Source organism: Actinomycetospora straminea (genome assembly GCF_028737255.1).
Lineage (GTDB): Bacteria > Actinomycetota > Actinomycetes > Mycobacteriales > Pseudonocardiaceae > Actinomycetospora > Actinomycetospora straminea.
In genome coordinates, this window is sequence record NZ_JAQZAN010000006.1 from 72,961 (window position 1) to 97,837 (window position 24,877).

Consider the following 24,877-nt stretch of genomic DNA (forward strand, 5'->3'; position numbering starts at 1 on the left):
GCTCAGCTCGCCGCCCGGAGCGTGTCGAGGGCGCGGGCGAGGTCGGGCGGGGGCTCGCTGGTGAACTCCACCCACCGGCCGTCGGCGGGGTGGTGGAAGCCGAGGCGGTGGGCGTGCAGCCACTGCCGCGTCAGGTCCAGCGTGCGCGCGAGCACCGGGTCGGCGCCGTAGGTGATGTCGCCGACGCACGGGTGGCGCACGGCGGCGAAGTGCACGCGGATCTGGTGGGTCCGCCCGGTCTCCAGCTCGACCTCGAGCAGCGAGGCGGCCCGGAACGCCTCGAGCGTGCGGTAGTGGGTCACGCTGGGCCGCCCGTCGCGCATCACCGCGAACTTCCAGTCGTGCTTCGGGTGCCGGTCGATGGGCGCGTCGATGGTGCCCTCGCTCGGGTCCGGGTGGCCCTGCACCGTCGCGAGGTAGACCTTCGACACCGTGCGCTCGCGGAAGGCCTCCTTGAGCACCGAGTAGGCCCGCTCGGACTTCGCCACCACCATCACCCCGGTGGTGCCGGCGTCGAGGCGGTGCACGACGCCCTGGCGCTCGGCGGCGCCGCTGGTGGCGATGCGGATGCCGAGCGCGGCGAGCCCCGCGACGACGGTCGGGCCGGTCCAGCCGGGGCTCGGGTGCACGGCGACGCCGACGGGCTTGTCGACGACGACGATCTCGGCGTCCTCGTGCAGCACGACCAGGCCCTCGACGGCCTCCGCGGTGACCACCGGCGTCGCCTCGGCGGGCTCGGGCAGCTCGACCTCGAGCCAGGCGCCGGCCACGAGCCGCTCGGACTTGCCCACCACCGATCCGTCGACGCGCACCGCGCCGTCGGCGGCGAGCTCGGCGACCACCGTGCGCGACAACCCGAGCATGCGGGCGAGACCGGCGTCGAGGCGCATGCCGTCCAGGCCGTCGGGGACGGGCAGCGTGCGCAGGCTCATGCCCGCTCCCCCGTGTCCCCCGGGTCGCCCGCCCCGGCCCGGGTGCCGTCGAGGTCGCGCCCGAGCAGCGCCAGCAGCACGAGCGTCACGCCGCCGACCGTGATGGCCGAGTCGGCCACGTTGAACACCGGGAACCAGCCGACCGAGACGAAGTCGACGACGTGGCCCTGCAGCGGGCCGGGGCCGCGGAAGAAGCGGTCCACGAGGTTGCCCAGGGCGCCGCCGAGCACCAGCCCGAGCGCGAGCGCCCACCCCCGCGAGCGCAGCCGCCGCGCGAACCGCACGATGCCGACGACCACCGCGAGCGCCACCAGCGTCAGCACCCACGTCAAGCCCGTGGCCAGCGAGAACGCCGCGCCCGGGTTGCGGACGAGCGTGAACGAGACGAGGTCGCCCACCAGCGGCACCCGCTCGCCGTCGGCCAGCCACGACACCATGAGGACCTTGGTGACGAGGTCGAGGACGACGATCGCCGCCGTGATCGCCACCAGCATCCCGATCCGCTTCGGGGGCTGTTCCCCCGGCGCCTCGGGCGCGCTGTCCGGCTCGGTGGGTGCGCTGCTCACCGGTCCATCGTCCCAGGACCCGTCCCGCCGCCCGGCGGGGTGGCGCGCCGGCCCCGCGTACCGCCGTCGTCACGCCCGCCGCGCAGGTCCGGCGTGCCCCCGGTGTCCCCGCGCCAGCGGGCCAGGCGGCCGGACCGGTCGACCGAGCGCAGGCGCTGCTCGGCGGCGTCGCGGGCGGTCTCGGTGGTGACGACGAGCAGCTGGTCGCCCTCCTGGAGGCGGCTCGCGCCTTGCGGGGTGAAGCTCGCGCCGTCCCGGACGACGAGGCTCAGCCCGGAGCCCTCGGGCAGCCGCAGCTCGCGGACGTAGACGCCGTGCAGCCGCGAGCCGACGGGCACGGTCATCTGCAGGAGGTCGGCGCGCAGGGTGTCCAGGGGCGCGGCGTCGACCTCGATCTCCTCGACCCGCGAGTCGCCGGCGAGCCCGAGCCACCGGGCGACCAGCGGCAGCGTCGTGCCCTGGACGAGGACGAGCACGACCACCAGCACGAACACGGCGTCGACGAGCGGCTGGGCGCCGGGCACGCCCTCGGTGAGCGGGATGAGGGCGAGCACGATGGGCACCGCACCGCGCAGGCCCGCCCACGACAGGAAGGCCTGCTCGCGCCAGGGCACCCGGAAGCCGATCGACGCGGCCGCCACCGACAGCGGCCGCGCCGCGACCACGAGCACCGCACCGGCGATGAGCGCCGGCACCACGGCGTCGACGAGCCGCCCGGGCGAGACGTAGAGCCCGAGGAGCACGAACAGCCCGATCTGGGCGAGCCAGCCCAGGCCCTCGGCGAACGACCGGGAGCCCTCGCGGTGGGGCAGCGTGGAGTTGCCGAGGACGAGCGCGGCCACGTAGGTCGCGAGCAGCCCGGACGCGTGCAGCAGCTGCGCCGAGGCGAAGGCGAGGATGCAGACCGCGAGCGTGGCGAGCGGGTAGAGCCCGGTGGCGGGCAGGGCCGCGCGGCGCAGGCCGAGGGCGCCGAGCCGCCCGAGCGCGCCGCCGAGCAGCCCGCCCAGGACCAGCTCGTAGACGACGAGCAGCGGGTCGAGCCAGCTCAGTGCCGCCGTCGAGGACAGGATGACGACGGCCAGGAAGACGGGCGCGTCGTTGAGCCCGGACTCGAGCTCGAGGGCACCGGTGAGCCGCCCGGGCAGGCCGAGGTTGCGCAGGACGCTGAAGACCGCGGCGGCGTCGGTGGACGACAGCACCGCGCCCCACAGGAACGCGATCCGCAGGTCGAGCCCGAGCAGCGCCCACAGCGCGAGGCCGGTGACGCCGATGCTGACCGCGACGGCGACCGTCGAGAGCGCGAGCCCCAGCCCGAGGGCCGGGCGCACCGTCGTCCAGCGGGTGGACAGGCCGCCGTCGGCGAGGATGAGCACGAGCGCCGCGACCCCGAGGGCCTGCGTGAGCGCGGCGTCGTCGAAGCTGATGCCCAGCCCCGACTCGCCGAGCGCCACCCCGATCGCGAGGTAGATCAGCAGCGAGGGCAGCCCGACGCGCGTGGAGACCCGCACCGCGAGCACGGACACGAGCACCACGCCCGCGCCGATCCCGAGCAGGAGGGGCAGTTGGTCCACGCCTCGTCCACCCTCCTCTCGCGGAGGGGACGACAGTAGCGAGCAGGCAGGGCCCGGACCGGCCCGGATCTCCGGTCGGTGAGGCGGTTCACCGCGGCGGCGGTGATCTCCGTGTCCCGGTGGGGGTCAGCGGCGGCTGTCGGCGCTCACGCCGGTGAGCGACGCGACCGGCGTGCACCACGAGCATCCCGTGAACCCGAGCTCGACCGCCTCGGACGCGGGCAGTGGGATGACCTCGCGGCCGTAGAGGTAGCTGCACCGGCCGAGGTGGAACAGCGGCTCCTCGTCGATGACGAGGACCTCCTCGTCGATGCCCGCCACCGCCCGGCGGGCGGCGTCGTCGACGACCTCCTCCTCCGGCTGCGCGGCCGGCGGCGGGGGCGGGGGGGCCGCCCCGGGCGGCGGGCCACCCGGGGGACGTCCGCCGGGGCCACCCTGCCCGGCAGGCCCACCCGGTGCTCCTGGGCCCTGACCCATCGGCGGCTGGCCGCCCTGGCCGGGACCCTGACCGCTCTGACCCGGCGTCTGACCGGCCGGCGGGCGGCTCGGGGCGCCGTTGGCGCCGGCACCGGCCGCCGCGGCCGCACCGGGCGCTCCCCCGTCGGGCGGGGCCTGGCGCGCCCGGGAGATGTCGTTCATGTCGATGCGCGTGGTCGCCGCGTCGTCGCCCCCGCCCGCGCGGCCCGCGGGCGCGCCGGTCGGGGCGCCGGGAGCCGCGGTGGCGGCCGACGCCCCATCGAGGCGGGCCTCGGCCGGCGTCCCGGGCATGGGCAGCATGCCGAGCACGCGCGCGCCGGACGGGGCGCCCGGCACGCGGGACGGCTCGGCGCCCGGGCGGGCGTTCGTGGTGGCCCAGCGGGCCGAGGGGCCGGGGCGTCCGGCCGGACCCTGCGGACCCGCCTGACCAGGTCGGCCCTGACCCTGCTGGCCCGCCCCACCGGGTCGTCCACCGGGTCCCGAGGAGCCGGGTCCCGACGCTCCGGGTCCCGACGAGCCGGAGCCGCCCGCCGCGACGGCTCCGGCAGCGCCCGCGGCGCCCGCGGCACCGGCGAGTCCGGCCGCGGCGGCGCCGGAGCGCTCGCCACCCGGTCGTTCACGCCCGTCGCGCTCGGCGGAGCCGCCCGGGGCGGAGGCACCGGGAGGGCCGGCCCGGTCCTGCGGGCCGCTCGCCGCGCCGTCCTGATCGCGCTGACCGGGACCCTGCTGACCCGGACCCTGCGGGCCGGCCGGGGCGCCGGCGTACTGCGGGCCGCTCTGCGGCCCCGGGCCTTGTCCCCCCGGTCCGCCCGGTCCGCCCTGCCCGCCCGCGGCCACCGGACCGGAACCCGGACCGACCGCCGTCGGCGCCGCCGCCTCCGAGGAGCCCTGTCCCGGGCCCGAGGAGTGCACGCCCGGGGCGAACCCGGAGGGCGACGAGGTCGACGCGGCCGGTGCCGCGGGTGCGGCCGACGTGGCGGAGGAACGGCGGCCGTCGCGCTCGCGCCGACGTCGGCGGACGACGTCGGCGATGAGGAGCGCGGCCGCCAGCACGCTGGCGACGACCGAGCCCCAGGCCCAGGTGGCCACCGAGGTGACCACCGCGACCACGAGGAGCCCGAAGGCCACCAGCACGCAGAGCAGGACGAGGAGCAGCACGATCGGACCCCCGACTCAGGGCCACGAGCCCGCGCGCCTCGTGGCGCGCGGGCCGGCGGCGGCCGTCAGCTGCCGGCTTCGGCTCGCGAGCCGTAGCCGCTGGTCGCGTACCCGCCGCTGCCGTTGCGCCCGTTGTCGGGTGCTGCGGAGCCCCGGCCGTCGAGGTCGCGCAGCTGCGACTCGAGGTAGGTCTTCAGGCGGGTGCGGTACTCACGCTCGAAGGTGCGCAGCTCGTCGATCTTCTTCTCGAGCCCGCCCTTCTGCTGCTCGATGAGGCTGATCGTCTCGTTGTGCTTGCGCTGGGCGTCGCGCTCGAGCGTCGACGCCTTGTCGCGCGCCTGCCGCTCGAGCGTCTCGGCACGGGTGCGCGCGTCGTTGAGCATGGTCTCGGCCCGGGTGCGGGCCTCGTTGACCATGCTGTCCGACTTGGTGCGCGCCTCGGAGAGGAGCTGCTCGGACTTGGTGCGCGCGTCGGCGAGCATCCCGTCGGCCTCGGACTTGGCCTCGGCGGTCAGCCGGTCGGCCATCTCCTGGGCCAGGCCGAGGACCTTCGCGGCCTGCACGTGGTGGTCGCCCCCACCGGCGGCGGCGCCACCGCCCTGCTGCTCCGACATCCCGAACGGCGGCGGCACGACGGCCTGCTGCGTCGGGGCCATCGGCGGCTGCTGGGGCTGCTGCGGCGGCATGGGCTGCTGCACCGTGCGCGGCGCGTCCTCGACGGGACGGCTCGGCGGCGGGGCCGAGACCTGCGTCGCCGGCCCGGAGCTGCTCGGGGCGGCACTCGCCTTGCTGCGTGCGTCGTCCAGATCGGCGTGGGCGGACGAGAGCTGCTGCTCGAGCTGCTCGACCTGCTCGCGGAGGTCGTTGTTCTCCTCGAGCAGACGGCCGAGCTCGGCCTCGACCAGGTCGAGGAATGCGTCGACCTCGTCCTCGTTGTAGCCCCTCTTACCGATCGGCGGCTTGCTGAACGCGACGTTGTGGACGTCGGCGGGGGTCAGCGGCATCGGATCTCCTCAAGCACTCCTCGGCTGCGGAACCCCAGGTACCTCGGGCTCTTCGAGCTCCGCCACCCGCAGAGTATGACCTCCGCGAGCGACAGAACCATAATGGACGGGTCCAGTGACGCGCTGCCCTCGCCGCCCAAATGGTGACGCAGAGCCACGAGAGGCCGGTCGGGAACCCACAGACCTACCGATTCCCGGGTCGAGCGGCGATCCGCCGGTCGGGTCGTGACGGTTCGTGTCCCTCTACGTGCGGTGACAGGAGGGCTGGGCGGGTCGGCCGGGCTCTCCGTCACCACAGGGGCACGCTCGGCGCACGGGACGGGCCATCCGGCGCCCCACACGCTGCGTCGCCCGATCGGCCGCGTGGCGGGCCGGGACACGCGGATGTCGGCACCGTACTCACTGATCGCCACCACGCCCACGGTCGTCACCCCCGTGGCCGTGTCCGCCGCGGGCGCGGCGTCAGGAGGCCCTGGCGTCAGGAGGTCGTGGCGTCAGGAGGTCGTGGCGTAGTTCGACTCGGCCAGCTTCCGGCGGTCCGCGGCCGAGACCTCGACGTTCGGCGGTGAGAGCAGGAACACGCGGTTGGTGACCTTCTCGATCGACCCGCGCAGGGCGAACGCGAGGCCCGCGGCGAAGTCGACGAGCCGCTTGGCGGCGGCGTCGTCCATCTCGGTCAAGTTCATGATCACCGGAATGCCGTCGCGGTAGCGCTCGCCGATCACGCGCGCCTCGTTGTAGCTCTTCGGCTGCAGCGACGTGATCTCGGTCGGCCCGCTCTGCGGGTCGGGCTCCGGCTCGGGCTTCGCCGCCGCCCGCACCGAGGCCGTCGGGGCCGTGCTCGCCGGCGGCGCCGGGGCCGCCGCGAGCGGGGTCGGCGGCGTGGCGGACGACGTCCCGACCGCGTTGCCCGTCGAGCCCGCCCCCGCCGTCGACGCAGCGGACGACGGCGAGGAGAGCGACGGCGGCGTGCGGTGGGTCGTCGGGCGCACCGAGGTGTGGCTCGGGCCGGTGTTCGCGGCCCAGCTGCGCCCGCGGCCGGCGCGCGGCACCGACTCGGTGGCGGCGTCGTCCTCGCGGCGCACCTCGGTGTGCTCGGGGTCGCGCGGGCGGGGCGTGCGGCGCTCGCGGGAGTCCTCGTAGCGGTCGCCACGATCGGCGCGGTCGAACCGGTCGTAGCGGTCGTCGCGCTCGGCGCGGTCCGCCCGGTCGTCGGTGCGCCCGCGTCCGTACCACCCGCCGTCGTAGCCGTCGCCGCGGCTGTCGTAGCGGTCGTCGTACCGGTCGTCGTAGCGATCGGTGCCGTAGCGGTGGCGGTCGCCGGAGTGGCGCTCGGCCGGCCGGCGGTCCCGCGCGTCGTAGCGGTCGTCGTCGTAGCCGTCGTAGTCGTCCAGCTCGTCGGCCGGGACCATGCCGAAGTACGCCTTCACCCGGTGCAGAGTGGTCATGGCCTCTCCCTGTCCGACGAGACCCCGCACCATCCGGCCCGTGAGTCACATCCGTGTCGTTCACTCACACGGAACGCTAGCTACCGACGGCCGAGCAACGCCGTTCCGACACGCACGCAGGTCGACCCGTGTGCCACGGCGGCCTCGAGATCCCCGGACATCCCCGCCGACAGTGCGGTCGCGTGCGGGTGCGCCGCGCGTACCCGCGCCGCGAGATCCGACACCGTGGCGAACGCCTCCTCCGGCGCCACGTCCTGCGGGGCGACGGTCATGAGGCCGCCGAGGTGCAGGTGCGCGCAGCCGGCGACCCGGTCGGCGAGCTCGGGGACCTCCGCCACGGGTGCGCCGCCGCGGGTGGGGTCGGCGTCGACGCTGACCTGGACCAGCACCTCGAGCGGTCCCTCCCGCTCCCCCGCGTCCAGGGCCTTCGCCGCGGCGGACTCCAGCGCGTCGACGAGGCGCGCGGAGTCGACGGAGTCCACCGCGTGGGCCCACCGCACGAGGCTGCGCGCCTTGTTGCGCTGCAGGCGCCCGACGATGTGCCAGCGCGGCGCCGCTTCGGGGCGCAGCTCGGCGAGCTCGGCGGCCTTCGCCGCCCCCTCCTGCTCCTTGTTCTCCCCGAACGCCGTGAGGCCGAGGTCGGTGAGCAGGGCGACGTCCTGCGCCGGCCAGGTCTTGGTGACCGCGAGGAGGCCGACCTCGCCGGGGTCGCGCCCGGCGGCGCGCGCGGCGTCGGCCACCCGCGCCCGCACGGCGGCGAGCGCGTCCTCGAGCTCTGCCCGGCGGGTGCCGGGGTCCGACGACGGTGCCGAGGGCAGGTCCGAGGACGAGGACGGGACCGTCACGGCCGCGCGTACTCCCACCACGTCACGCCCGCGAGGCGTCCCGTCGGCTGGGCGCGGCGATGGCTGAAGAGCTGGTCGTCCTCGAAGGTGCAGCGCGCGTCGACGTCCACGCGCGTGATGCCCAGGTCGTCGAGGCGCCGGCGCAGGCCCGCCCGCAGGTCCAGCGACGGCGTGCCGATGCGCGTGGTCGCCGCGCTGCCGGGCAGGACGGCCTCGACCTCGTCGCGCATGGCGGCCGGCACCTCGTAGTCCTGCCCGCAGATCGCCGGGCCGAGGAGCACCTCGACCCGCGGGGTCTCGGCGCCGAGCGCGGCCATCGCCTCGAGCGTGCGCTCGAGGATCCCGGCCTCGGCGCCGCGCCGGCCGGCGTGCGCGGCGGCGACGACACCGGCCGCCGGGTCGGCGAGCAGGACCGGCACGCAGTCGGCGACGACGACGGCGAGCGCCAGGCGCGGCCGGTCGGTGACCAGCGCGTCGGCGGTGGGCGTCTCCCCGCCCGGGGCGGTGACGGTGACGACGTCGGTGCCGTGCACCTGGTGCATCCACACCACGCGCTCCGGCCCGAGGCCGATCCCCTCGCCCAGGCGCCGGCGGTTCGCGGCCACGGCGGCCGGGTCGTCGCCGACGTGGTCGCCGAGGTTGAACCGGTCGTAGGGCGGCGCCGACCGGCCCCCGGCCCGGGTGGTCAGGACGCGCCGGACGCGGACCGAGGGGCCCGCGTCGGGCGCGGCGGAGGACCGGGAGCCGGAAGGGGCAGCCACGTCCTCAGCGTCTCATGAACGACGGGACGTCGACCTCGTCCTCGTCGGTGCTGCGGGCGGCCGGCGCCTCCGGGGCGGGGGTCGACGACGCCGCGGTCCCGGTGCTCGGTGCCTCCGGGGCGGCGGGGGTGGCCGGCGCGGCCGGCGCGGCGCTCGTCGGGGCGGCGGCGGGCGTGCTCGCGGCCGGTCGCTCCACCGCGCTGCGGTCGACGGCCGGGGCGGCCGGGATGGTCGGCGCCGCGGACACGGCCGGGGTGGGGCCGCCGACGTTGGCCGCGCCGTTGCCGTGACCGGCGCCGTGCCCGGCGCCGTGCCCGCTGCCGTGGCCCGCGCCGTTGGCGCCGGGTCGTTGGACCTGGCCGGCCTGGGCGGACACCGTCGAGCTCGCCGAGGCGGAGCCGAGCGCCTGGGGCTCGAGCTTCTTGTGGGTCGGCGTGCCGGAGTCGAAGCCCGCGGCGATGACGGTGACGCGCACCTCGTCGCCGAGCGAGTCGTCGATGACCGTCCCGAAGATGATGTTCGCCTCGGGGTGCGCGGCCTCCTGGACCAGTGACGCCGCCTCGTTGATCTCGAACAGGCCGAGGTCGGAGCCGCCGGCGATCGAGAGCAGCACGCCGTACGCGCCGTCCATGCTGGCCTCGAGCAGCGGGGAGTTGATGGCCTTGCCGGCCGCCTCCACCGAGCGGTTCTCGCCGCGGGAGGAGCCGATGCCCATGAGGGCGCTGCCCGCCCCGGACATGACGCTCTTGACGTCGGCGAAGTCGAGGTTGATCAGACCCGGCGTGGTGATCAGGTCGGTGATGCCCTGGACACCGGAGAGCAGGACCTCGTCCGCGCTGCGGAAGGCGTCCATGAGCGAGAGGCCCACGTCGCCGAGCTGCAGGAGCCGGTCGTTGGGGATGACGATGAGCGTGTCGCACTCGTTGCGCAGCTCGGTGATGCCGTTCTCGGCCTGCGTCGCGCGGCGCTTGCCCTCGAAGTTGAAGGGGCGGGTGACGACGCCGATCGTCAGCGCGCCCAGCTTGCGGGCGATGCTCGCCACGACGGGCGCGCCGCCGGTGCCGGTGCCGCCGCCCTCGCCGGCGGTCACGAAGACCATGTCGGCCCCCTTGAGGACCTCCTCGATCTCCTCGCGGTGGTCCTCGGCGGCGCGGCGGCCGACGTCGGGCGCCGCGCCCGCGCCCAGCCCGCGGGTGAGCTCGCGGCCGACGTCGAGCTTGACGTCGGCGTCGGACATGAGGAGCGCCTGCGCGTCGGTGTTCACCGCGATGAACTCGACGCCCTTGAGGCCGACCTCGATCATGCGGTTGACGGCGTTGACGCCGCCACCACCGATGCCGACCACCTTGATCACGGCCAGGTAGTTGTGCGGGGGCGTCATGCGATCCGCCTTTCGTGCTGGGTCTGGCGACGGTCCTCGTCCGGGTCCGGCGTGTCGCAACCCTCGACCTCGAGTGGAGGTTTACGGTGAGGGCTTCTCGGCGACGTGCGCACGGTAGGCAGGCGGAGCAGCGCATTTCCACGAGGCGCGCCGGGCGTGTCCCGACCTCGGGACACCCGTTCGCCGGGTGGTCGTCACCCAGGCGCGAAGTCTCGACCAGCGCTCGAGGGTCAGCGGACGACGGCGAGGTCCGGGGTGGAGACGTCGTAGACCGTGCCGGGGCGGGTGAGCAGGGCGCCCAGCACCGCGGCCTTGCGCTCGTTGTCCGCGTCGGCGCCCCAGCGGACCTCGCGGCCCCCGGTGAGCACGAACCCGACGTCGTAGGGCCCCGTGGCCCGTACCTCGACGAGGTCGGTGCGCAGCGACACGGGCAGGGCGACGACGACGTCGGCGGCGGCGCGGGTGCCCGGCTCGTCGGGCGAGGGCAGGATCCCGGGCGGGAGCACCAGCGCCGGGACGCCCTCCGGGCGCTCGGACATCGTGCGGTAGCCGAAGCCCGTGGCGTCGACGAGCACGACCCCGCCGCCCGGGGCCGGCGTGGCGAGCACCGGCTCGCGCTCGGCGACGGTGACGACGAGGGTGCCGGGCCAGTCGCGGGACACGTCCACCGACGCCGTGCGGGGCAGGATGCGCACGCGCTGGGCGACGTCGTCGCCGTCGAGCCAGAGCAGCGAGGTGCCGGGAGCCACGGCCGCGGCGGTGCGCACGGCCTCGACCTGGTCGTCCGCGGCGCCGACGACCTGTACCTCGCGGACGTCGAGCAGCGGCGAGAAGACCGTCAGCCACACCAGCGCCGCGACCACCAGCAGGCCCGCGGCCACGCCCGCCCACACCCCGCGGCGGCGCCGGGCCGTCGCGGCGACCGGCGTCCGCGGCCGGCGGGTCCGTCCCGGCGAACCGGCGGCCGGGCCCTCCGGGCGCGCTCCGGCGGCCCCGGTGCGGCGTTCGGCGCGGGCGCCCGACGCCGTGCGACCAGCCCGTCCCGCCCGCCCCGACCGGCTCGCCCGGCCGGTGCGGCCGGGACGTCCGGTGGGTCGGGCGGAGCCGCTCACCGTGACCCGGCTCCCGGGCTGTCGGGCTGCTCGGAGGCCGCGGCCTGGGCCACCCGGCGCTCGAGCTCGCTGAGCACCTCGGGGCCGAGGACGGTGATGTCGCCGGCCCCCATGGTCACGACGAGGTCGCCGGGGCGGGCGAGGTCGGCGAGCAGCGCCGGCACCTGGCCCCAGGACGGCTCGTAGTGCACCTGCTCGGGCGGCAGCGTCAGCTGGCGGGCGATGAGCTCGCCGTTGACGCCGGGCTCGGGCTGCTCGCGGGCGCCGTACACGTCGAGCACCACGACCTCGTCGGCGAGTGAGAGCGCGGCCCCGAACTCCGCGGCGAAGTCCCGGGTGCGCGAGTAGAGGTGCGGCTGGAAGGCGACGACGAGCCGTCCGCTCTCCCCCAGCACCGGGCGCGCGGCCCGCAGCTGCGCGGCGACCTTGGTGGGCGCGTGGGCGTAGTCGTCGTACACCCGCACCCCGGCTGCCGTGCCGCGGTACTCGAAGCGCCGGCGCACCCCGTCGAACCCGGCGAGGCCGGCGAGCAGGCCGTCGAGCGGCGCGCCGAGGTCGAGGCCCGCGAGCAGGGCGGCGCAGGCGTTGAGGGCCTGGTGCTCGCCGGGGACGCCGAGGCGCAGCTCGTGCTCCTGCCCGGCGAGCGCGAACCGCAGCACCCCGGCCGAGCCCTCGGCGCGGTAGTCGAGCACGTGGAGGTCCTCGCGCCCGGTGGCGGCGCGGCCGTAGCGGCGCACCCGGACCCCGCCCTGCCCGGCGCGGTCGCCCAGCGAGGCGGCGCCCGGGTCGTCGGCGCACACCACCAGCGCGCCGCCCGGCTCGACGCGCGCGGCGAAGGCGTCGAAGACGGCCATGTAGGCCTCGGCGGTGCCGTGGTGGTCGAGGTGGTCGGGCTCGACGTTGGTGACGATCGCGACGGCCGGCGAGTAGGCGAGGAACGAGCCGTCGCTCTCGTCGGCCTCGGCGACGAAGACGTCGCCCAGCCCGTGGTGGGCGCTCGAGCCGGAGGCCAGCAGGTCGCCGCCGATCATGAACGACGGGTCCTCGCCGCACGCCTGCAGCGCCACGACGAGCATCGAGGTGGTCGACGTCTTGCCGGCGCTGCCCGAGACGCAGGCCGCGCGGTGGTCGGCCATGAGCTCGGCGAGCACCGAGGACCGGTGCAGTACCGGGATGCCGCGCGCCGCGGCCTCGAGGAGCTCGGGGTTGTCCGGGTCGGCCTGGTGCACGGCCTTCGTCGTCACCAGCGCCGTCGGGCCGCCGGGCAGCAGGTCGAGGTTGTGCGCGTCGTGGCCGACGGTCACCTCGGCGCCGAGGGTGCGCAGCGCCAGCACCGCCCGGGAGTCCTTGGCGTCGGACCCCGACACCATCGCCCCGCGCGCGAGCAGGATGCGCGCGATGCCGCTCATCGCGGCGCCGCCCGCCCCGATGAAGTGCACCCGCGAGAGCAGGCGGGGCAAGGGCGGCACGACGGAGTCCGCCGCGACGTGCTGCTCCTGCTCCACCTGCTCGGTCATGCCCGCCTCCCGCTCGCGGTCGCGCGACGACCCGCCCGTCCTCCGGGGGCCGCCACCTCCAGCACCGTCCGCGCCAGTGTCTCGTCCGCCCCCGCGTGCCCCGAACGCCGGGCTGCCGCCGCGGTCTCGGCGAGCCGGTCGGGGTCCGTCGCGAGGCCCGTGACCAGCGACGCGACCTTCTCCCCGGTCAGCTCCGCGTCCGGCACCAGCACCCCGCCGCCGGCGTCGACGACGGGTCGCGCGTTGAGCGCCTGCTCGCCGTTGCCGTGCGGGAGCGGCACGTAGATCGCGGGCAGGCCGACCGTCGACACCTCCGCCACCGTCATCGCGCCGGCCCGGCACAGGGCGACGTCCGCGGCGGCGTAGGCGAGGTCCATCCGCTCGAGGTAGGGCACGGGGACGTAGCCGGGCGCCTCGACGGTGGGCTCGTGCGTCGGGCCGTGCGCGTGGAGCACCCACACCCCGGCCGCGGTGAGCGTGGGCACCGCGGCGGACACCGCCTCGTTCAGCGAGCGGGCCCCCTGCGAGCCGCCGAACACGAGCAGCACCGGCGCCTGCGGGTCCAGCCCGAAGTGCTCGCGGGCCTGCGCGCGCAGCCCGGCGCGGTCGAGGTCGGCGATGGCGCGGCGCAGCGGGATGCCGATGACGCGCGCGCCGGCGAGCCCGCTGCCCGGTACGGCGGCGACGACCTCGCGCGCGAACCGCGCCCCGACCTTGTTCGCGATCCCCGCCCGCGCGTTCGCCTCGTGCACGACGATCGGCAGGCGCATCGAGGCCGCCGCGAGGTAGGCGGGCAGCGCGACGTAGCCGCCGAACCCGACGACGACGTCGGCGCCGACCTCGCGCAGCACCTGCCGCGTGCGGCGCACCGAGCGGACGACGCGGTAGGGCAGGCGCGCGAGGTCGGCGCCCGGCTTGCGGGGCAGCGGCACCGGCGGGATGAGCTCGAGCGGGTAGCCGCGCGCGGGGATCAGGCGCGTGTCGAGGCCCTTCTCCGTGCCGAGCGCGGTCACCAGGGCGTCGGGGCGCAGGCGGCGCACGGCGTCGGCGGTGGCGAGGGCGGGCTCGACGTGCCCGGCGCTGCCACCGCCGGCGACGACGACGGAGAGCGGGTGGTCCATCCGCCCATCGTCCGGGTCCGGGGTGCCGGCGTTCACCGGCCCCCTCCCCGCGACCCGTCGCGCGGGCCGGGCCGCGCGGCGACCTCGGGCTCGGGCAGGCGCAGGGTGCGCGCGAGCCGGCCCTGGCCGTGGGCGCGCAGCACCCGCGCGGCCTCGGGCTCGTGGCGCGCGAAGTTGGCCAGCAGGCCGCCCGAGAGCAGGGCGAGCGCGAGCGACGTGCCGCCCGAGGACACCAGCGGCAGCGGGATGCCGGTGACCGGCAGCAGGCCGACGACGTAGCCGATGTTGATGCAGGCCTGGGCCACCAGCCACACCGTCAGCGTCGCCGCGACGACGCGGATCCACGGGTCGACGCTGCGCGCGGCGATCCGCAGGCCCACGTAGGCCAGGGTGGCGAACAGGGCGATGACCGCGCCGGCGCCGACGAACCCCAGCTCCTCGCCGATGATCGCGAAGATGAAGTCGTTGTCGGCGTTGGGCAGGTAGTCCCACTTCGCACGGCCCTGCCCGAGCCCGGCGCCGAACAGCCCGCCGTCGGCGAGCGAGTAGAGCGCCTGGCGGGCCTGGTAGGCCGGGCCGAGGGGGTCGGCGGTGTCCGGGTTGAGGAACGCGGTGATGCGGCTCTGCCGGTAGGTGGCGACGACGCCGAGCACCACCGCGGCGACGACGCCGCTGGAGACGATGAACGCCATCAGCCCCAGCGGCGCGCACGCGAACCACAGCAGGGCGAAGACGATGATCATCAAGGAGACGGTGGTGCCGAGGTCGGGCTGGAGGAGCACCAGCACGAGCACCAGCAGCGACACCGGCAGCAGTGGCATCAGCGCGGCGCGCCAGGTCCGCGGGTGCGGGCGGTGGCGCACGAGGACGTGCGCGCCCCACAGCGCGAGCGCGATCTTCGTCAGCTCCGAGGGCTGCAGCGACAGCCCGGCCACCCGGAACCAGCTCCGCGACCCGTTGACCATCGCCCCCAGGCCGGGGACGAGCACGAGCACGAGCAGGACGAGGCAGCCCGCGAGCAGCCACGGGCTGGCGGCGCGCAGCCGGCGCGGCGGCACCCGCAGGCCCAGCCAGAACAGGCCGAGCCCGATGAGCGCGAAGACGGACTGGCGGAAGAACACGCCGTACGACGAGCCGCCCGCCGCGTAGGCCGAGACCGCCGACGCCGAGAGCACCATGACGAGGCCCAGCGCGGTGAGCAGCCCGAACACCGCGAGCACGAGGTGCAGCGAGGTCAGCGGGCGCTCGAGCCACTGGTGCAGCGCGGAGCGGGCGGAGGCGAGGACACCGGGGCGCCCGCCCCGACCCGACCCGCGCGATCCCGCTCCCCGCCGGGTCGGCGCGCTCACGCCGCGCCGCCGCCGGGGGTGCCGGGCGTGCCGGACGGACCGGGCGTGTCCGGCGGGCCGTCCGGGACCGTCGCCGCGCCGTGCGGGCCGACCCCGCCGGCGACGGCGCGCGCCGCGGCCGCGAAGGCGTCCCCGCGCGCGGCGTAGTCGCGGAACATGTCCATCGACGCCGCCGCGGGCGCGAGCAGCACGGTGTCGCCCGGCCGGGCGAGCTCCGCCGCGGCGCGCGCCGCCCGGAGCATGCCCTCGTCCCCGGTGTCGTCCATGCCGCCAACCATGCCGCCATCGTCGCCCCCGCCCACGTCCCGGACGGGGACATCCGGGGCGTGTCGCGCGAGCGCGGCGGCCACGAGGGCGCGGTCGCGGCCCAGCACCACCGCCCCGGCGAGCCGCCCGCGGTGGGCGACGACCACGTCGGCGACGTCGGCACCCTTGAGCAGCCCGCCCGCGACCCACACCACGCGGTCGTGGGCGGCCAGCGACGCGGCGGCGGCGTGCGGGTTCGTGGCCTTCGAGTCGTCGACCCACCGGATCCCGCCGGCCTCGGCGACCACGGCGCCCCGGTGCGCGCCCGGCGCGACGGACCGCAGGCCCGCGGCGACGGCCTCCGACGGCACCCCGTGCGCGCGCGCCAGGGCGGCGGCGGCCAGCGCGTTCGCCTCGCCGGGTGGGCCGGGCGGGGCGATGTCGACGACGTCGGCGAGCCCGGTGCCGTGGCGGTCGCGCTCGCCGAAGGCGCGGTCGACGAGCGTGCCGTCGACGATCCCCAGCTCCCCCGGACCGGGCCGTCCCCGGGTGAAGCCGACGTGCACCGGCGCCGGCGCGGCCACGAGCAGCCCGGCCGCCGCGCGGTCGTCGATGCCCGCGACGGCGATCTCCCCGCGCAGCACCCGGGCCTTCGCGGCGGCGTAGGCGGCCATCGTCCCGTGCCAGTCGAGGTGGTCCTCGGCGAGGTTGAGCACCGCCCCGGCGTACGGGCGCACCGACGGCGACCACTCCAGCTGGAAGCTCGAGAGCTCGACGGCCAGCACCCGGTGCCCGGCGCGCAGCGCGTCGACCACCGGCAGGCCGATGTTGCCGCAGGCGACGGTGTCCTCCCCCGCCGCGCGCAGGATCGCCTCGAGCATCGTCGTCGTGGTGGTCTTGCCGTTGGTGCCGGTGACCGCGAGCCAGCGCGGCGGGCCGTCCGGGCACACGGCCGGGTCGTCGCCGAGCCACCACGCGAGCTCGGGCTCGCCGACCATCGGCACCCCGGCGGCGCGGGCCGCGAGCGCGAGCGGGGCGTCGGTGCGGAAGCCCGGGCTGGTGACGACGAGGTCGACACCGTCGGGCAGGGCGGTCAGGTCCCGGGTGCGCGTGACGTCCCGGTCGCCCAGCGCGTCGAGCTGGGCGGGGTCGCCGTCGCCGACGGTGACCCGGGCGCCGAGGTCGAGCAGCACGTCGACCACCGAGACCCCGGTCCGGCGCGCCCCGGCGACGAGGACGTGGCGGTCACGCCACTCAACCACCCGACGCCGCCAACCATTCGCTGTAGAACAGCCCGAGACCCAGGGCGCAGCAGATCGCCGCGAGCAGCCAGAACCGGATGATCACCGTCGTCTCGGCCCAGCCGGCGAGCTCGAAGTGGTGGTGGAACGGGGCCATGCGGAACGGCCGCCGTCGCGTCGTCCGGAAGACCGCCACCTGGATGACCACCGACAGCGCCTCGACGACGAAGACCCCGCCGAGCACGACCAGCAGCAGCTCGGTGCGCGTGACCATGGCCAGGCCGGCGAACAGCCCGCCGAGCGCGAGCGAGCCCGTGTCGCCCATGAAGATCCGGGCGGGCGCGGCGTTCCACCACAGGAACCCGATGCACGCCCCCATGGCCGCGGCCGCCACCAACGTGATGTCGAGGGGATCCCGGACCTGGTAGCAGCCCGCCTCGATCTGCACGCCGCACGCGTTGCGGAACTGCCAGAACGAGACGATCAGGTAGGTCGCGAGCACCATCGCCGACGTCCCCGCGGCGAGGCCGTCGAGCCCGTCGGTGAGGTTCACGGCGTTCGAGGCGGCCGTGACGATGAGGTAGCAGAACAGCACGAAGCCGATGGCGCCGAAGCCGACGACGGCGATGTCCCGGACGAACGAGAGGTTCGTCGAGACCGGTCTCAGGCCCTGTTCGTCGGGGAACTGCATCGCGAGCACGGCGAAGACCACCGCGCTGACGAACTGCCCGACGAGCTTGGCCGTCTTGTTCAGGCCGAGGTTCCGCTGCCGGCGGATCTTGATGAAGTCGTCGAGGAAGCCGACGACCCCCAGCGCCGTCATCAGCATCAGCACCAGCAGGGCCGACGCCGAGATGGCGACGTCGCCGACCAGGTGCGCGGCCAGGTAGCCGACCCAGACCGCGGTGAGGATCGCGACGCCGCCCATGGTCGGCGTCCCGCGCTTGCCGCGGTGGCTCTGCGGCCCCTCCTCGCGGATCTCCTGGCCGAACCCCTGGCGGATGAACAGCCGGATCACGTACGGGGTCAGGAGGATCGACACGGCCAGCGCGACCCCCGCCGCCACCAGCACGCCCCTCATGGAGCTCCTCCCCCGTCTGCGGTCGGTGCCGACCCAGCGTCGACGAGCACGTCGGCGACGCGCTCCAGACCCGCCGACCGGGAGGCCTTGATGAGCACCACGTCACCCGGCGCCACGCCCGCGCGGACGAGCTCGGCGGCGGCCGCGGCGTCGGGCACGAGCTGCGAGTCGACACCCGCCGAGGCCGCCGCCTCGTGCAGCGGGCGCGCCCCGTCCCCGACGACCACCAGGCGCGCCACGCCGGTGCGGGCCACCTCGCGCCCGATCTCGGTGTGCGCGCGGGCCGTGTCGTCGCCGAGCTCGGCCATGACGCCGAGCACCGCGGTGTGCCGTCCACCCATCGCGCCCAGGGTGGCCAGCGCGGCGCGCATCGACTCGGGGTTGGCGTTGTAGGCGTCGTTGAGCACCCGCACGCCGTCGGGGCGCTCGGTGAGCTCCATGCGCCAGCGCGAGCGCGGCGCGGCGGTGGCGAGGCGCTCGGCGACGGTCGCGACGTCCATGCCGGCCTCGAGCGCGATCGCCGCGGCGGCCAGGGCGTTGTCGACGTGGTGGGCGCCGTGCAGGCCCAGGCGCACCGGGGCCTCGCCGATGGGCGTGACCAGGCGGAACGTCGCGCGCCCGGTGTCGTCGACCACGACGTCGGCGGCGCGGACCGTGGCCTCCGGCGCGCGGCCGGTGTGCACGACGCGGGCCACGGTGCGCTCCCGCATCGCCGCGACGACCGGGTCGTCGGCGCCGAGCACGGCCACGCCGTCCGCCGGGAGGGCCTCGACCAGCTCGCCCTTGGCCTGGGCGATCGCCTCGCGCGAGCCGAACTCGCCGAGGTGCGCCGAGCCGACGTTGAGCACCGCCCCGATCCGCGGGGGCGCCACCCGGCACAGCGCGGCGACGTGCCCGCGGTTGCGGGCCGAGAGCTCGAGGACGAGGTGGCGGGTCGAGCGCGTGGCGCGCAGCGCGGTCCAGGGGTGGCCGAGCTCGTTGTTGAACGAGCCGGGCGGGGCGACGGTCTCGCCCAGCCCCTCGAGGAGGTGCGCGGTGAGGTCCTTGGTCGACGTCTTGCCCGACGAGCCGGTGATCCCGACGACGAGCAGCCCGCTGCCGGTCCGGGGGTCGGTGAGGACGTCGACGACGTGGCGCGCCAGCAGGGCCAGCGCCGCGAGCACACCGGCGCCCGCACCGCCGGCGTCGGCGGCGAGGACGTAGGAGCCCGAGACCTCGTGCACCGACGGCACGATCACCGCCGGCGCGTCGACCCCGCGGGCGGCGAGCACGCCGGCCGCACCGGCCGCCACCGCGGCGTCGACGAAGTCGTGGCCGTCGACGCGCTCGCCGGGCAGGGCGACGAACAGCCCTCCGGCGGTGACCGCCCGGCTGTCGAACTCGACGGTGCCGGTGACGCGCTCGTCACCGGTGGCCTGGTGCAGCCGCCCGCCGGTGGCCCGGGCGACGTCGGCGAGGGTCAGCTCGATCACGCCGGACCACCGGCGCGCAGCGCCCGCTCCAGCTCCTCGACGTCGGAGAACGGGAGCTTCTCGTCCCCCACCTGCTGCCCGGTCTCGTGCCCCTTGCCCGCGACGACGACGACGTCGCCCGGCTGCGCGGCCGCGACGGCGGCACCGATGGCCGCGCGCCGGTCGCCGATCTCGTCGACGGCGGCGTCGGCGACCTCGCGGGCGCCCTCGAGCACCGCGGCACGGATGGCGGCCGGGTCCTCGCTGCGCGGGTTGTCGTCGGTGACCCAGAGGTGGTCGGAGAGCTGGGCGGCCAGCCGGCCCATCACCGGGCGCTTGGCGCGGTCGCGGTCCCCGCCGCAGCCCAGCACCGTCAGTACCCGGCCCTCGGTCTGCGCGCGCAGCGTCTCGAGCAGGGCGGCGACGGCGGCGGGCTTGTGCGCGTAGTCCACGACGGCCAGGAACGGCTGGCCCGCCTCGACCCGCTGCATCCGGCCCGGCACGCGGACCTCGGCGAGGCCCCGGACGAGGACCTCCGGGTCGTGGCCGGCGGCGCGCCCGCAGGCCAGCGCGAGCAGGGCGTTGGTGACGTTGAAGGCGCCGGGCAGCCGCAGCGTCGCCGGCAGCACGAGGCCGTCGGGGCCGTGGACGGTGAAGCGCTGAGTGCCGTCGGGCAGGGCGACGACGTCCTCGGCGCGCCAGTCGGCGTCGGGCGCGCCGACGGTCACGGTGTGCTCCCGGACCAGGCGGCGCCCCCACGGCGAGTCGGTGCAGACCACCTCGGCCGCCGAGCGCCCGTCGAAGAGCTTCGCCTTGGCGGCGAAGTAGTCCTCCATGTCGGCGTGGAAGTCGAGGTGCTCGGCCGAGAGGTTGGTGAACGCGCCGACCGCGAACCGGGTGCCGGCGACCCGGCCGAGCGCGAGGGCGTGGCTGGAGACCTCCATCGCCACGTGCGTCGCGCCCTCGTCGGCCATGCGGGCGAGCAGGGCCTGCAGGTCGGGTGCCTCGGGCGTCGTGAACGCGCTGGGCAGGCGCCGCCCGGCGAGGCGGGTCTCGACGGTGCCGATGAGCCCGGTGCGGGCGCCGGCCGCCGCGAGCGCGGCCTCGAGCAGGTAGACGGTGGTCGTCTTGCCGCTGGTCCCGGTCACGCCGAGGACGTCGAGGCGCGTCGAGGGGTCGCCGTAGACGAAGGCCGAGGCCGGGCCGAGGGCACCCCGCGGGTCGGCGTGGACGAGCACGGGGACGCCCGCGGCGCGCAGGGCCGGGCGGGCGGCGCCGTCGGCGTCGGTGAGGACCGCCGCGGCTCCCCGCTCGAGGGCCTGGTCGGCGAAGTCGGCGCCGTGCGCGCGGGACCCCGGCAAGGCGGCGAACAGGTCGCCCGGGCGCACCTCGTGGGCCCGCAGCGTCGCGCCGGTGACGCGCACGCCGGCGTCCCCGACGATCTCCACCGGGGCCTGGACGGGCAGCGCCCCGGCGATCCGGTCGGCCACCTCGGTGATCACCACGGGGACCGTCCGCGCGGGCCGCAGGGGGCCGTGGTCGTCGCCGGAGGAGCCGCCGTCGACGGCCCGCCCCCGGACGGGTCCGGCGGCGTCGTCGGTGGTCCTCGGTGGTGCGGCGGGCACGAGCGCGAAGGCTACTCACCGTCCCCGCGAGTCCCACGCAGCCCCTGTGGCCTGCGGTGCTCCCCGGCGCCCCGCGTCAGGGCAGCGTGAGCGGCACCTGGCGCGGCGGCGCGGTCGACACGGGCACCGCGCCGTGCTGGGCGAGGTACGCGCCGATCTCGTGGAACAGCGGTGCGGCGGAGTCCCCGCCCGGCGGCCGGTCGAGCATGAGCGCGACGACGTAGCGCGGGTCCTGCGCCGGGAACATGCCGGCGAACGTGATCCAGTAGTTCGACTGCGAGTAGCAGCCGCAGCCCGGGTCGACCTGCTGGGCGGTGCCCGTCTTGCCCGCGACCGGGTAGCCCGCGATCGCGGCCTGCGGCCCGGTGCCGCGGTTGCCGCCGCGGCCGTCCTGGGTCACCGACTGCAGCATGTCCCGCATCGTCCGCGCGGTCTCCGGGCTCATCGCCCGCACGCCCTCGGGTGCCGCGGACGGGATGCGGACCCCGTCCGCGCCGACCTCGGCCTCGACCAGCCGCGGCGGCACGCGCACGCCGTCGTTGGCCACCGCCTGGTACATGCTCGCCATCTGCAGGGTCGTCATCGACAGGCCCTGGCCGATCGGCAGGTTGCCGAACGTCGAGCCCGACCAGTCCTCGCGCGCCGGCACCGACCCCGAGCTCTCGCCGGGCAGCTCGATGCCGGTCCGGGTGCCGACGCCGAGCGCCCGCAGCATGTCGGCGAACCGGTCGGGGCCGACCCGCTGGGCGGTCATCAGCGTGCCGACGTTCGACGAGCGCCCGAGCACCCCGTTCAGCGTCAGGTTGATCGTGCCGTGCGACCAGGCGTCGCCGATGGTGCGGTCGGCGACGCGGATGCTGCCCGGCACCTGGAGGACGTCCTCGGGGCGGGCGACACCGGCCTCGATCGCGGCGGCCATCGTCACGAGCTTGTTGACCGACCCCGGCTCGAACGGCGAGGTGACCGCCGGGTTCGACAGCTGCGCGCCCGGCGCTCCGGGCGCCGCGGGGTTGAAGCCCCCGGAGCTGGCCATCGACAGGACCTGGCCGGTGCGGGCGTCGAGGACGACCGCGCTGCCGTTGCTGGCGCCGACCCGCGCGGTGTACTCGCGCAGCCGCTGCTCGACGGCGTACTGCAGGTCGGTGTCGAGGGTGAGGACGACGTCGCGGCCCGCCTGCGCCGGCTGCTCGGCGCGCGTGGTGCCGGGGATGACGGCGTCGCTGCCCTCGGCGGTGTCGACGACGCGGAAGCCGTCGGTGCCGGCGAGGGTGGTGTCGAGCGCGCTCTCCAGGCCGATGGAGCCGCGGATCTTCTGGCGGTCCATGTTCCACGAGGCGCTGCCGACGACGGTCGCGGCGACGTCGCCCGCCGGGTACTGGCGGGACTCGCGGTCCTCCTCGGCGATCTCGGGGAACGCCTCGCGGACCTGCCGCGCGGCGCCGGGGTCGACCAGGGGGGCGAGCACGACGTAGCTGCGGTCGGAGGTCAGCGCGGCGAAGATCGGGCCGGGGTCGAGGCCGAGGATGCGGCCCATGCCGAGGGCGATGGCCGACTTGCGCTGGTCCGGCGTCGGCGAGCCGGGCTGGGAGCGGACGGCCGGGTCGTTCCAGTCCTGGCTGATCCGGCGCGGGTTGGCGACGAGCGCCTTGGCCTCGACGCTGAACGCCAGCGGGGTGCCGTAGCGGTCGAGGATCGCGCCGCGCTCGGCGGGCACGGTGAGGCGCGTGGTGCGCTGCTGCGCGGCGTCGGCGGACAGCTCCCCCGCCCGCAGGCCCTGGACCTCGACCAGCTTCAGCGTGCACAGCAGCAGGACGGCCACGAGGATCACGCGGCCGACCCGCAGGCGCCGGCGCGGGTCCGGCGGGCGCGACGCGGGGCGACGGGCCGGGCGGCGCGGCGGGGGCGGCGGCGGGGCCGGACGCCGGCCGCTCGGGGCCCGGCCGCGGGGTGCGCGCGCCGGCGGGCGGCTCAGCGTCGCCGGGCTCCGGGCCATCAGCGGCCGGCCTCGGTGACCGCGGCGTCGTCCTGCGGGGTCTCGCCGTCCGGGTCCTGCTGGGGCTGTGCCTGCTGGGGCTGTGCCTGCTGGGGCTGTGCCTGCTGGGGCTGTGCCTGCTCCGGCTGGTCCTGACCGCTCGGCACCGCGACGAGGCGGTCCTCGGCGGCCGCGGCGCCGGCGGGGGCCGGGGCCTGCTGGCCGTCGGTGGCGGCCTGCGCGCCGGTGGTGCCGGCGGCGCCCGGAGCCGGCGGGACCGGGGCGGGGGTGGGCGCGGGCGGGGCGGTCGGCTGGGCGGGGCGGGCGTCGCCGATCACCTGCGAGGTCCCGTCCGGCGCGACGAGGAGGACCGCCGGATCCCCGGCCGGCACCATCCCCTGCGCGCGGGCGGCGGCGGCGAGCGCCGGGGCCGACTGGGCGGCCTCGACGTCGCGGTGCAGGCGCTCGGACTGCTCGGAGAGGTCGCGCGCCACCTGGCGGGCCTCGTCGAGGCGGTAGGAGTCGGCGGCCGCGGCCGTGGACAGCCACAGCGTCGCCACCAGGCCGCCGGTGAGCAGCACCATGATCAGGAGCACGAACGGCGCGGTGCCCGACGACGCGGGCGGCGCGACCGGGGTCGTCCTGGCCGGGCTCGGACGCGGCGCGCTCGTCGTCGTCCCGCGAGGCGGGGCGGCGGGCCGCGGGGTGCTGCGGGTGCCCGTCCTGGTGCGGGGCTCCGACAGGGTCGCCGTGCTCATGCTGCCCTCCGCACCGTCGTCGCGGCAGTCCTGTCCCGGGTCATGCCGCCTCCCGCACTCGCTCCGCGGCCCGGAGCCGCACCGACGCCGCCCGGGGGTTGGCGGCGATCTCGTCGTCGTCGGCCTTCTCGGCGCCGCGGGTGAGCAGGCGCAGGTCGGGCTCGTCCTCGGGGCGCACGACCGGCATGTCCGGCGGCGCCTTCGAGCGGGTGTGCTCGGCGAGCACGCGCTTGACGATCCGGTCCTCGAGGGACTGGTAGGACATGACGACCACCCGGCCGCCCACCGCGAGCGCGCGCACCGCCGCCGGGACGGCCGCGGACACCGCGTCGAGCTCGCCGTTGACCTCCACCCGCAGCGCCTGGAACGTGCGCTTCGCGGGGTGGCCGCCCGTCCGGCGGGCGGCGGCCGGGATCGCGTCCTCGAGGAGGGCGACGAGCTCCGCGCTGGTGCGCAACGGAGCCCGTCGCCGGGCACGCACGACGGCCTCGACGATGCGTCGGGCCGCTCGCTCCTCGCCGTAGTCGTGGAGCACCCGGATCAGGTCGCCGGGTGCGTAGGTGTTGAGGACGTCGGCGGCCGTCGGGCCCGTCGAGGGGTCCATGCGCATGTCGAGGGGCGCGTCGCGGGCGTAGGAGAAGCCGCGCTCGTCCTCGTCGAGCTGCATGGAGGAGACGCCGAGGTCGAACAGGACGCCCTGGACGCGCTCGCGGCCGAGGTCGTCGAGCACCTCGGGCAGCGCGTCGAAGACGGCGTGCACGAGGTGCGTCCGCTCGGCGTAGGGCGCGAGGCGCGTTCGGGCAAGTCGCAGCGCCGACTCGTCTCTATCAACACCTACAAGAGTGAGTCTGGAGTGCCGAGAAAGGAGCGCGGCGGAGTGGCCGGCAGCCCCCAGGGTGGCGTCGACGAGCACCGCGTCGCGGTCGGCGAGGGCCGGCTCGAAGAGGGCGAGGACGCGGTCGAGCAGGACCGGGACGTGCCGCTGGCCGTCGGCGCCCGGCGCCTCCGGCCCCGCCCCGTGCTCGTCCACCGACGCCTCCACACCGACTCGTCGACCGGGCCGGGCGGCCCGCCGTCTCGCTCGGACAGCGAACCGGTCGCGGTCCCTGTCCTCCAGGGTCCGGTGCCGTCACGTCCCGGCCCGCAGATCGACGGACCTGGCGCCGGGGAAGGTGCGCCAGGGCCGTCGCCCTGCGGACCGAGGCCTCACGGCACCGGACCGTGCGCCCCGTGGGGGCGCCGCCTGTTCGCTTGTCGTCGG

20 protein-coding genes are annotated in these 24,877 nt (G+C 76.6%); all 20 read right to left on the reverse strand.

Features of this window, described 5'->3' with window-relative positions; genetic code table 11:
- Positions 1 to 2: 2 nt before the first annotated feature.
- On the reverse strand, positions 3 to 932 hold the full coding sequence (locus PH190_RS10575) for an RluA family pseudouridine synthase (RefSeq protein WP_274231468.1): 930 nt from the start codon (positions 930 to 932) through the stop codon (positions 3 to 5).
- The gene (lspA, locus tag PH190_RS10580; RefSeq protein WP_274231469.1) at positions 929 to 1,498 is read right to left on the reverse strand and encodes a signal peptidase II; all 570 of its coding nucleotides are present in this window, start codon (positions 1,496 to 1,498) and stop codon (positions 929 to 931) included. The genes PH190_RS10575 and lspA overlap by 4 nt, the downstream gene beginning before the upstream one ends.
- Positions 1,495 to 3,069 (reverse strand): potassium/proton antiporter, encoded by a 1,575-nt coding sequence (locus PH190_RS10585; RefSeq protein WP_274231470.1) that lies wholly within the window; start codon positions 3,067 to 3,069, stop codon positions 1,495 to 1,497. The genes lspA and PH190_RS10585 overlap by 4 nt, the downstream gene beginning before the upstream one ends.
- 126 nt (positions 3,070 to 3,195) lie before the next feature.
- A complete protein-coding gene (locus PH190_RS10590) occupies positions 3,196 to 4,704 on the reverse strand; it encodes a hypothetical protein (protein WP_274231471.1) in 1,509 nt (502 codons plus the stop codon).
- A gap of 65 nt (positions 4,705 to 4,769) precedes the next feature.
- Complete coding sequence (gene wag31, locus PH190_RS10595; RefSeq protein WP_274231472.1) at positions 4,770 to 5,708, reverse strand: DivIVA-like cell division protein Wag31; 939 nt, start codon at positions 5,706 to 5,708, stop codon at positions 4,770 to 4,772.
- Between the two features lie 494 nt (positions 5,709 to 6,202).
- On the reverse strand, positions 6,203 to 6,793 hold the full coding sequence (locus PH190_RS30770) for a cell division protein SepF (RefSeq protein WP_420791628.1): 591 nt from the start codon (positions 6,791 to 6,793) through the stop codon (positions 6,203 to 6,205).
- 443 nt (positions 6,794 to 7,236) lie between these two features.
- Positions 7,237 to 8,001, reverse strand: a complete 765-nt coding sequence (locus PH190_RS10605) for a YggS family pyridoxal phosphate-dependent enzyme (RefSeq protein WP_420791624.1) — start codon at positions 7,999 to 8,001, stop codon at positions 7,237 to 7,239.
- Positions 7,998 to 8,762 (reverse strand): peptidoglycan editing factor PgeF, encoded by a 765-nt coding sequence (gene pgeF / locus PH190_RS10610; RefSeq protein WP_274231473.1) that lies wholly within the window; start codon positions 8,760 to 8,762, stop codon positions 7,998 to 8,000. Before pgeF ends, PH190_RS10605 begins: the two co-directional genes overlap by 4 nt.
- Before the next feature lie 4 nt (positions 8,763 to 8,766).
- Positions 8,767 to 10,143 carry a cell division protein FtsZ gene (gene ftsZ, locus PH190_RS10615; RefSeq protein ID WP_274231474.1) on the reverse strand — a complete coding sequence of 459 codons (1,377 nt, stop codon included), beginning with the start codon at positions 10,141 to 10,143 and terminating at the stop codon, positions 8,767 to 8,769.
- 230 nt (positions 10,144 to 10,373) lie between these two features.
- Positions 10,374 to 11,255 (reverse strand): FtsQ-type POTRA domain-containing protein, encoded by an 882-nt coding sequence (locus PH190_RS10620; RefSeq protein WP_274231475.1) that lies wholly within the window; start codon positions 11,253 to 11,255, stop codon positions 10,374 to 10,376.
- Entirely contained in the window at positions 11,252 to 12,664 is a 1,413-nt protein-coding gene (gene murC, locus PH190_RS10625) for a UDP-N-acetylmuramate--L-alanine ligase (RefSeq protein ID WP_420791630.1), read from the reverse strand. Before murC ends, PH190_RS10620 begins: the two co-directional genes overlap by 4 nt.
- A 104-nt stretch (positions 12,665 to 12,768) precedes the next feature.
- Positions 12,769 to 13,893, reverse strand: a complete 1,125-nt coding sequence (gene murG / locus PH190_RS10630; RefSeq protein WP_274231477.1) for an undecaprenyldiphospho-muramoylpentapeptide beta-N-acetylglucosaminyltransferase — start codon at positions 13,891 to 13,893, stop codon at positions 12,769 to 12,771.
- A gap of 32 nt (positions 13,894 to 13,925) precedes the next feature.
- Complete coding sequence (ftsW, locus tag PH190_RS10635; RefSeq protein ID WP_274231478.1) at positions 13,926 to 15,242, reverse strand: putative lipid II flippase FtsW; 1,317 nt, start codon at positions 15,240 to 15,242, stop codon at positions 13,926 to 13,928.
- The gene (gene murD, locus PH190_RS10640) at positions 15,239 to 16,750 is read right to left on the reverse strand and encodes a UDP-N-acetylmuramoyl-L-alanine--D-glutamate ligase (RefSeq protein WP_274231479.1); all 1,512 of its coding nucleotides are present in this window, start codon (positions 16,748 to 16,750) and stop codon (positions 15,239 to 15,241) included. Before murD ends, ftsW begins: the two co-directional genes overlap by 4 nt.
- Entirely contained in the window at positions 16,743 to 17,810 is a 1,068-nt protein-coding gene (gene mraY, locus PH190_RS10645) for a phospho-N-acetylmuramoyl-pentapeptide-transferase (RefSeq protein ID WP_274231480.1), read from the reverse strand. Before mraY ends, murD begins: the two co-directional genes overlap by 8 nt.
- The gene (locus PH190_RS10650; protein ID WP_274231481.1) at positions 17,807 to 19,282 is read right to left on the reverse strand and encodes a UDP-N-acetylmuramoyl-tripeptide--D-alanyl-D-alanine ligase; all 1,476 of its coding nucleotides are present in this window, start codon (positions 19,280 to 19,282) and stop codon (positions 17,807 to 17,809) included. The genes mraY and PH190_RS10650 overlap by 4 nt, the downstream gene beginning before the upstream one ends.
- Positions 19,279 to 20,739 carry a UDP-N-acetylmuramoyl-L-alanyl-D-glutamate--2,6-diaminopimelate ligase gene (locus PH190_RS10655; RefSeq protein ID WP_274231646.1) on the reverse strand — a complete coding sequence of 487 codons (1,461 nt, stop codon included), beginning with the start codon at positions 20,737 to 20,739 and terminating at the stop codon, positions 19,279 to 19,281. Before PH190_RS10655 ends, PH190_RS10650 begins: the two co-directional genes overlap by 4 nt.
- 223 nt (positions 20,740 to 20,962) lie before the next feature.
- Complete coding sequence (locus tag PH190_RS10660; protein ID WP_274231482.1) at positions 20,963 to 22,879, reverse strand: peptidoglycan D,D-transpeptidase FtsI family protein; 1,917 nt, start codon at positions 22,877 to 22,879, stop codon at positions 20,963 to 20,965.
- A complete protein-coding gene (gene ftsL, locus PH190_RS10665) occupies positions 22,879 to 23,616 on the reverse strand; it encodes a cell division protein FtsL (RefSeq protein ID WP_274231483.1) in 738 nt (245 codons plus the stop codon). The genes PH190_RS10660 and ftsL overlap by 1 nt, the downstream gene beginning before the upstream one ends.
- Positions 23,617 to 23,656: 40 nt before the next feature.
- On the reverse strand, positions 23,657 to 24,646 hold the full coding sequence (gene rsmH / locus PH190_RS10670) for a 16S rRNA (cytosine(1402)-N(4))-methyltransferase RsmH (protein ID WP_274231484.1): 990 nt from the start codon (positions 24,644 to 24,646) through the stop codon (positions 23,657 to 23,659).
- Positions 24,647 to 24,877: the final 231 nt, after the last annotated feature.